5 protein-coding genes are annotated in these 7446 nt (G+C 68.6%); all 5 read right to left on the reverse strand.

Going from position 1 to position 7446, the window contains the following annotated elements:
• Positions 1–974: APC family permease (locus H926_RS28550; protein ID WP_022677510.1), on the reverse strand; the 974-nt coding region annotated here is incomplete at its 3' end.
• On the reverse strand, positions 971–2467 hold the full coding sequence (locus H926_RS0117805) for a S10 family peptidase (protein WP_022677511.1): 1497 nt from the start codon (positions 2465–2467) through the stop codon (positions 971–973). The genes H926_RS28550 and H926_RS0117805, both read right to left, overlap by 4 nt.
• Positions 2457–4565: an amidohydrolase family protein gene (locus H926_RS0117810; protein WP_022677512.1), complete on the reverse strand. Its 2109-nt coding sequence runs from the start codon at positions 4563–4565 to the stop codon at positions 2457–2459. The genes H926_RS0117805 and H926_RS0117810 overlap by 11 nt, the downstream gene beginning before the upstream one ends.
• Complete coding sequence (locus H926_RS28555) at positions 4562–6085, reverse strand: S10 family peptidase (protein WP_022677513.1); 1524 nt, start codon at positions 6083–6085, stop codon at positions 4562–4564. Before H926_RS28555 ends, H926_RS0117810 begins: the two co-directional genes overlap by 4 nt.
• A gap of 28 nt (positions 6086–6113) precedes the next feature.
• Positions 6114–7446, reverse strand: a 1333-nt coding sequence (locus H926_RS0117820) for a peptidase M61 (protein ID WP_022677514.1), incomplete at its 5' end; no start/stop codon positions are given.

Below are 7446 nucleotides of genomic sequence, written 5' to 3' on the forward strand. Positions count from 1 at the left end.
ACGGCCACGTGCGGCGTGGCAAAGCGCGGGTGGACGCGGCCAAGTGCGGTGGGCAGCGCGCCGCTGCGCCCCATAGCAAAGAGGCTGCGCGAAAAGGTCAGCGCCAGCGCGTTCATCGACTTGACGATGGAGAGCGTGGCGGCGCCCACGATCAGTATCGTGGCGGCCGGGCTGCCCATGACCACGCGCGCGGCGTCGAGCAGCGGCGCATTGCTGGCGGCCAATCCGGCCGGGCCGATCAAGCCCAGCGCCGTGGCCGCCACAGCGCCATAGACCAGCGCCGTCAGCGCAATCGCCAGCGCGATGCCCAAGGGCATGGTGCGGGCGGGATTGCGCACTTCTTCGCCGATTTCCACCGCGCTTTCGATGCCCAGGAACAGGCTGATCATCAGCGGCACGGCAGCAAGCACCTGGGGCAGCGGCACCGAGAGCGGCGCGCCCATCGTGGCCACGCGCACATGCGGCAGGCCAAGCGCGACGAGCAGTGCCAGCACCACCAGCAGCAGGGCCATGAGCGCGGTCTGCGCCTTGGCGGCAAGGGCAACGCCGCGATAGTTGAGCGCAAAGACCAGCGTGATCAGTGCCGCCATGGCGGGCAGGGGCGGCAGCGGCACGACCATGCCGAGATAGCCGACCAGTACCTGGCTCAGGATCGCCATGGCGCCCACGTTGGCCACGATGCGCATCCAGGCGATGAGAAAGCCCACCGCCGGGTGGATGAAGCGGCGCGGCCATTCATACGATGCGCCCGATACCGGCAGGGCCGAACCGAGATAGGCATAAGCCAGGGCAAAGATCAGCATCGGCAACGCCGCAAGGCCGATCGCCGGCAACAGGCCCGCCCCGGCGACTTGCGCGGTCGGTCCCAGGATCGTGAAGATCGAGACCCCGATCGCAGTGCCCGCGCCAAACGTGACGACACCGACCAGGCCCACCGATTTGCCGAGGTGGATCGGCGCTTCGGGTGCGCTCATCGCACGCTGCCCGTGATGAAGGCGCGCAAGTCTGCAGCCAGGGCCTGGCGCGCCTCGCGGCCCAGATAGGCCATGTGCCCGGCGGGATAGGTGCGGAAAGCGACGCGGTCTGCCGGCGCACCGGAATGGGCCATGGTATCGCTTGCCGTCCCCAGTGGCGTGACAAGATCATAGAGCCCGGTGCCGACCAGGACGCGCAGCGCCGGGTTGCGGTTCATCGCCGTGGCAAGATCGGTGGCATAGTTGCTGGGCGATGGCCCATAATCCCACGCACCGTTCACATCGCGAAAGGCAATCGCCTTGTAGGGCTGGGGCAGGTCGATCTTGAGCGTGTCGCGGGCATAGGCGTCCCACGCGGCGACAAAGCCCGGCACATATTGCGCCATGGCCGGGTCATCGGCCACCGGGTCTGGCCCGGCGGCGGCCAGCGGCAGGGTGAAACGCGCATCATAGAGCCCGGTGCGCCGTCCCTCGGCCGCCAGCAGCAGGCGGGCAAAGGCCGCGCCCGACAGGCGCAGATCGTTGGCCAAGATCGTTTCCGCGGGCAGGCCGACAAGGCGCGCCATCGCCTGCGCGACGGCGGCGCGGCGCGCGGGATCAAGGCGCGACCCGGCATGCAGCGCGCCGAGATAGGTGTCATCGACAAAGGCCTGCGCCGCATCGACCTGGCCCTGCGGGGTGCAGTCTGGCGCCACCTTGTGGAAATGGCATGCCGTGGCCGCCAGGCTGGGCAGGATGCCAAGATAGCCGCGATCGTCGCCCGCCGCGCCATGGGCCATGTCCATCGCCTGGCCCAGCAGGATCACGCCGTTCAAGCTGATGCCGTCCATCTGTCCGGTCTGGGTGGGGCCGCCGGCCAAGAGCCGTGCCACCACCGCCGCACGCACCGTGCCATAGCTTTCCGACAGGATGTACTTGGGCGCGTTCATCCGGCCATGGCGGGCCAGCCACTGTTCAATCACCTGCACCGTGGCCACCGCGTCCTGCTCCACGCCATAGAACATGGCCGGGGTGCCATCGGCCAAGATGCGGCTGTAGCCGGTGCCGGGCGGATCGATCAGCACCAGGTCTGCCACGTCGAGCGGGCTGTCGGCATTGGCCACGGTGTGGAACGGGGCAGTGGTCTGAGGATGATCGGGATCGTCGAAATCGATGCGCTGCGGGCCAAGCATGCCCATGTGCAACCACAGCGAAGCCGAGCCAGGCCCGCCGTTGAACACGAACAGCACGGGCCGGCTGGCATCGGGTTTTGCGGTCTTCCCGCCGGCTTTCAGATAGCTGGTGGCAAAGACGCTGGCGGCCGCCTTGCCATCGGGGCTGCGCAGGATGAATTCCTCTTCAGCCGCGTCATAGGCCATGCGCGTGGTGCCGAACGTGCCCTGACCCTTGGTGATGAAAGCGCGTGGGCCGGCGTCCTGAGCGTGCGCGGGCAGCGGGGCGGCGAGCGGGGCGAGCGCCAGGGCAGCGGCCAGGATCAGGCGGTCAATCGGCATGGTCGGCAATCTCGTATCCAAAGGCGGACCGGGCGGTGAGCCCGGCGTCCTGGCTGGCCAGGGCTTCCTTGGCGGGGTGAAGCGGCGGTGGCGTGGTGAACGGGGCAATGCCCAGCGCGGTGTAGATCTCGCTGGGGAAATAGGCGACCCCGCCGCGCAGCACCAGGCGCGGGCGGCGGATGGCGGCGATGTCTTCCACCGGATTGCCCGGCACCAGCACCAGATCGGCCAGCTTGCCCCGCGCGATCGTGCCCAGTTGCCCCTCGCGCCCGAAAAAGCGCTCGGCATCCAGCGTGCCCGTGCGCAGCGCCTGCGCCGGGGTAAGGCCGGCCTGAACATAGAGTTCCAGCTCGCGCTGCACGGCAAAGCCGGTCGCTTCATCGGTCCCAGGCAACAGGACGATCCCGGCGCGGTGCAACATGCCAATGGTTTCCAGCACTTTGGCAAAACCACTGTGATAGGCCGCATCGGCGGCGGCATCGGGCAGGGTGACGAACGAACGCTTGCGGTAGCGCTGGAAGCCGATCGGCATGTGGCCGAGGAAATCCTCCTGCCCCTGCGGCACGTGCCCGGCGCGGCTGAGCATCAGCTGTTCCAAGATCGAGGCCGTGGTATCGAGCGCGACATGATGCTGCTGCATCAGCCCCACGGTGTGCTGCACGGCGGGCGCGGCAAGATCGAGGCTGCCGGCGCGGGCCATGGCTGTCAGGCGCAGGGGCGTGCGGCTGTCTTCGCCCGGCTGCAAGATCCAGCCGAGCATCAGCTGGTTGACATGGGCAATGGAATCATAGCCATCGGCAATCACCCGGTCGGGCGTGTCGAACGCTGGGACATGGCCGGTCACTTTCAGGCCGAGGCGGTGTGCCTCTGCCGCGATCGGCGCCACCCAATCGGGGTTCATCGAGTTGTAGATCTTGATTTCGGCATAGCCGCGCGCCGCGTACCAGCGCACGTCCTTGAGCGCTTCGTCCACGCTGACGGGAATGAAGCCGAAGCGCGCCGAATAGGGGCTGCGCCCCTCGATAAAGCCATTGGGCACGATGCGCGGCCAGGCCACCTGCCCGGCATCGACGCGGGTGATCAGGTCTTGCAGGAAGGCATTGTCGTTGCCCATGTCGCGCGTGGCGGTAACGCCAGCGGCCAGATAGAGCAGGCCGGAGGGCAGCGTGGCATGCGAATGCATGTCGTGCAGCCCGGGATAGACCGTGCCGCCCTGGCCATCGATCACCGTCTCGTCGGCGGGATCAGGCGCGCCTGGGTCTTCGGGCAAGACCTGGGTGATCGTGTCGCGCATCACCACCACGGTCGACAGGGCAGAGCGGGTGCCGCTGACCGGATCGAACACATGCACGTTGCGGATGCGCAGCGGCGTGGCAAAGCGGTGCGCCAGTTGCTGTTGCAGGGCCAGCGCGCGCGCCGTTTCCAGCTCGGTCGCCAGCTTGGCGAGCATCGGCACTTGCGCCTCATGGCCGGCGCGGATCGTGGTGCCATCGGCGCCGGGGCCGAACACGCCGGCCAACTGCCCAGCCTGGTCGAGCAGGACATAGCCGGGGTTGAGCTGCACTCCGGTGATGCGCCAGGCAGTGACCGGCAGGGCCGCCTTGCCACTGCCCAGCGCGAACGTGCGCACCGCCTGCGCGCAGACCCGGCCCGAGGGCAGCACGGCCAGGCAATGGTCTGGCCGCCCCATCGCCGCGCGGGCATAGAGCGCCAGGGCATAGGGGCTGTCATCGTTGGCGATATAGAGCGGCGGGCGGGCAAAGGCCTGGCTGCCGGCGTCGGCCTGGCTTTTCCAGCGCGCCACCTGCCCGGCGTAGGCATAGCTTTCATCCACCGTGCCGCCCATCAGCGAGGTGCCATGGATCGTCCAGCTGGTTGGCACGCCCGAGGGATCGAGCACCAGCTCCTCGTGATGCTTGGGCCCGCGGCCATTGTCGTCCACGCGGTAGTCCACGGCCACGCGGTTGCCCTGGGTGTGGATCTTGAGCGAGCCGACGGTTTCGCCGTTGGAGACGATGACGAGGTTCTCGTCCGCCGCTTGCGCCGCATGTGGCGCCGCTGCGAGAGCGAGGGCGAGCGGGAGCAGGGCGCGGCTCATCGCGGCGCCTGCCCGGTTTGAGCAGGAGCAGTCTTGCTGATCAGCATGCGGATGTCATTCCCCAGGGCCTGGGCCGTGGCTGCCACCGAATAGCCGGTGTGGCCCCCGTCGTAATAGCGCAAGGTCACGCGCTGCGGGTCCCAGCCCGATTGCGTGGCGAGCAGCTCGGCCCCGCCCATCGTGGTCTGGGTATCGTAATAGCCGTTGGCGACCAGCACCTGGAAGCGCGGGTTGGCCGCCATCATCGCGGTGATGCCCTGGTAATAGGGCCAATCGGCAAAGGGACTGGTGCCCGATCCCCAGCCCCACTGGTCAAACCCTTCGACGGGAGCGGACAGGACATAGGGCTGCGTTTCCGCCACTTTGAGTTCGTCGTGGCGGTAGCGCTCGAACAGGCGGGCCAGGGTATCGGTAATTGCTTCCGACGCATCGGGCGCGCCGCCCTGCGCGGGCGCGGCCATGGTATAGCGCGCGTCCATGCGGCCCAGCACGAGGCCCTTGTCCTTGAGCAGTTCGACGCGATAGCGTTCCTTGGATATGCGCAAGTCGTGCGCCAGGTACCAGGCGGCCGGGATGCCGGTGAACGCGGCCAGCCGCGCGGCAACACGGGCGCGATCGGCCAGCGGCGCGCCGCTGCCCTGATAGAGCACGGTCAGGTAATCGCCTTTGGCAAAGGCGCGCGCGGCGGCGAGGAAAGCGGGCAGGTCCATGCCCCGGAATGCCGGGTCCTGCCGATCGGCCCGGCCATGATACCACGCGATCGCCGCCAGGGTGGGCAGCGAGGCGACATAGCTGGTGACATTGGCGGGGCGCTGGGCATATTCGATGATATTGGCCGCCTGGCCATAGAGCACCACGCCGGCCAGCGGCAGCGGATCGGGGCCCTGCGCCAATTGCCGCGCGATTTCGCAGGCGCGGTTGGTGCCATAGCTTTCGCCCAGCACATAGACCGGCGCGCCGGTTCGCCCGTGGGCGGCCAGCCAGGCGCGGATGAATGCGGCAACTTGCGCAGCATCGGCGCGCACCGACCAGAACGCATGGGGATCGGTACCCGGCGCCACGGTGCTGAACCCGGTGGACGCGGGATCGACGAAGACCAGGTCTGCGGCGTCGAGTGGCGAAGCGGGATTGTCTGCCAGGGTGACTTTGGCCGGATCGGCGGCGATGTCATCGGGGAAAGTGGCGCGGCGTGGGCCGAGGCCGCCGACGTGGACATAGGCCGAGGCCACGATCGGCCCGCCGTTGAACGCGAACAGCACCGGCCGCGTGGCAGGGTTGGCGCCATCGCGCAGATAGGCAAAGCTGACAAGGCGGGCCGCGCCATCCACGGTCTTCACCTCGGTCGCCTCCACCTGCGCGGTATAGGCCAGGGTCTGCCCGCCGAACGTGCCCTTGTGGTGGGTGATCACCGGCGCTGCCAGCGCGTGCCGGGCGGTTTGCGCGGGTGCCGGTGAAGCCGGCTGGGCGTGCAACGGCGCAGCGGCGCTTGCCAGGATGAGGGGAAGCAGCAGGGCGCGCATCGGGACAACCTTTCGCAAAGGGCGCATCTCAAAGAGCACAGGCAGTGCCGGGGGAAACCGGCACGCGCCGCCACTGCCAGGCATCGACGGTTTCGCCGCGTGGCAGGTAAGTGACGGTAAAGACACGGCCATCGCGGCGCAGGCGCAGGGTCAACTCTTGCGTTTGCTCGCCCTGGATGCCGTCCTGCGGCACCGGATCGACGATCTCGTCGCCATCGCGCACACCGGCCAGCGCAGCGGCAGAGCCGGTCACCAGGCCACGCACCACCCGCTTGGGCTCGGCGAGAACGTCCGTTGCAAAGCCCAGCTCATAGCGGCGCAGGCGGGTGGTGGTGCGGGCAAAGCACGGGCCAAAGGCGTCGGACGCCGGCAGCGGCACAGCGCCGTCCAGGAACGCGCGAAAATCGGCCACGCCTTGCGGCCCCAGGTGCTGGACCAACTGGTCTTCCCAATCAGCGTTGGCGAGGGCCGCGCCGGCCTTTTGCCGGGCCAGCAGGGCAAGGACGAGCGTGTCGAGATTTTCGCGCCCGCCGCTTTTCTGGCGCAAGGCGTGATCCACCGTGGCGAAATAGAGCATGCCGCGGTCATAGGGCAGGGTGCGGATGCGGGTATCGGCCCAGAACCGCGCCGGCACTTGCGCATTGGGCACGCTGGCCATGGCGCTGGTGTAATAGCGCGCCGCCGTCCAGTTCAGATCGTGCAGGAACGCATCGGCATCGATCATGCCAAAGCGGAACGGCAGGCGCGCTTGGTAGAACGTGGCCAGTCCTTCGCCGAACCACGCGGATTCAAGGCCGCCGGGCCGGGTGACATAGGGCTGGAACGTGTGGAACATTTCGTGCGCCAGCGTGATGCGGATGCTGGCCAGGTCCGCGCCGCGCCCCGTGCCGAACGTGGTGACGAACGCATGGTGGAGGCCCACTCCGCCGCCCGCGTTGATCGGGTTGTAGCGCAGGAACACGCCATAGGGCGCGGGCCGGGTCTGCCCGAACATCTGCCGGTAATGGCCATGGAGCGCACCGGTCCACGCCAGCAAGGCGCCGGCATCGAAGGCCGGGCGGCCTTGCCAGGCGCCGAAAAAGCCATCTTGCGCGTGACCCGCCGGCCAGGTGCCGATCGGACCGGCCATGAAGAAGCTCTGCCGCAGGGCGCTGGCGTCGAGTGGTTCTGCCGCCGTGACCGTTCCTGCGCCCAGCGAGCTGACGCCGCGGCTGCCCTTGGGCGCGCCCGACAGATCAAAGCCGAACGTGGCGCGCCAGCGCGTGGTGCCGGGGGGCAGCAGCAGGAAAACCTGCCCGGCGGCGGAAACCGCGCCACCATCGGCGCTGAACGCAAAGGGCGGGGCGGGGCCGCGCGGTGGC

The sequence above is a fragment of the Novosphingobium sp. B-7 genome (genome assembly GCF_000410615.1).
GTDB lineage: Bacteria > Pseudomonadota > Alphaproteobacteria > Sphingomonadales > Sphingomonadaceae > Novosphingobium > Novosphingobium capsulatum.